Source organism: Clostridium sp. AM22-11AC, assembly GCF_003473545.1.
Classification (GTDB): Bacteria; Bacillota; Clostridia; order Lachnospirales; family Lachnospiraceae; genus Enterocloster.
The window spans coordinates 1-1,517 of sequence record NZ_QUCM01000019.1 but is presented as its reverse complement, the minus strand read 5'-3'; the positions used below and the strand labels follow the sequence as shown (position 1 = coordinate 1,517).

General features: G+C 41.8%; 1 protein-coding gene. It reads left to right on the top strand.

Annotation, left to right across the window (positions count from 1 at the left end; genetic code table 11):
- The first annotated feature begins 77 nt into the window (after positions 1 to 77).
- On the top strand, positions 78 to 1,367 hold the full coding sequence (locus DW251_RS13760; RefSeq protein ID WP_243034973.1) for an IS110 family transposase: 1,290 nt from the start codon (positions 78 to 80) through the stop codon (positions 1,365 to 1,367).
- Positions 1,368 to 1,517: the final 150 nt, after the last annotated feature.

Below are 1,517 nucleotides of genomic sequence, written 5' to 3'. Positions count from 1 at the left end.
GGATAACCATCTAGCAGTGTGGTTTCGCATCTGTCCATCTTAAGCTGGATTCTTATATGCGAGGGTGTCGATGCTCCATGATCATGGGTTTTACCAAGCCGATTGAACACTTTAATCTACAACGAAAGAAGGTGATTACAATGAACACACTTTACGTCGGTATCGATGTAAGCAGCAAATCCAATGTCGTTTACTTAATGCTTCCAAATGGAGATAAACACAGCAACTTTTCTGTTGCTAACTCTCATGAAGGTTCTACCCTGTTGGTAAAAAAAATCTATTCTGCTTTAACTTCACATTCCCTTGACACGGTTCTGATCGGTCTTGAAGCAACCTCAGTTTACGGAGACAATCTCGTGTACTTCTTAAGGGAAGATGCCACTCTGGCACCGTTTAACAGAAAGATTCATGTCCTCAATCCTAAGCAAGTCAAGAAGTTTCACGATACTTACAATGACTTGCCAAAGAATGATTATGTGGACTCTTTTGTTATTGCTGACTGCCTGCGTTTCGGTAGAATCAACAAAGAGGTATATATGGGAGACTACCGTTATAAAGCTCTCCAAAACCTCACACGGGCACGTTTCTTCGCTGTTCAGAATCTTGTCAAAGAAAAGCAGCGATTCATGAATGTGCTGTTCAAGAAGTATTCTACTATGACGCAGGAGAAGGTATTCAGCGATGCCTTCAGCACTACTGCCCTTGCTGTCTACGATGAATTTGAATCCGCAGAAGCACTGGCAAATATGGACTTACATGAGCTTACTGACTTCATCATTGAAAAAGGAAAGAATCGCTTTCCTGATCCTGATGCAGTAGCCAAAGCCATTCAGAAAGCTGCCCGCAGTTCTTACCGTTTACCCAAGACGGTAAATGACTCTGTTAATCAGGTGCTTTCAATATCCATAACCTCTATGAAGGCATTGGAATCTCAAATCAAAAAGTTCGATAAAGCTATCAAAGCCCTGATGGAACTCTTGCCAAATGTATTGATATCCATTCCAGGTATTGGGCCTGTATATTCAGCCGGTATCATGGCTGAAATCGGAGATATCAATCGTTTTGATAATCAGGCATCGCTTGCTAAATATGCGGGGCTTGCCTGGAAACAACACCAGTCCGGTGGATTTGAAGCCGAAGTTACAAGGCTCATTCCATCAGGCAACCGATTTTTAAAGTATTATCTGTGTGAAGCCGCATTTTCTCTTGTAAGATGCGACAAGAAATACAGCGACTTCTACCACCTCAAATACAAAGAGGTAAACAGATGCCAACACAAACGTGCACTCGCATTAACTGCCCGTAAATTTGTGCGTTTAGTCTTTCGACTGCTGAAAGACAACCGCCTATACTGTCCAGCAAAGTAGATTCCATCTGCTTGCTGATGAACTACGCCCTGCTCATTTAAAAAATCTGGTCGACAGGGCTTAGGTGGGTGTTTTTTGTCTTTGCGGTATATATCAAAAATGTATGATTTTTAAATCATTTATTTTCTTGACATCACACCGCTGGACTTA

What these genes read in the sequence shown, in the direction of transcription:
- DW251_RS13760 (WP_243034973.1), top strand. Translation starts at nt 78, where the DNA reads ATGATCATGGGTTTTACCAAGCCGATTGAACACTTTAATCTACAACGA.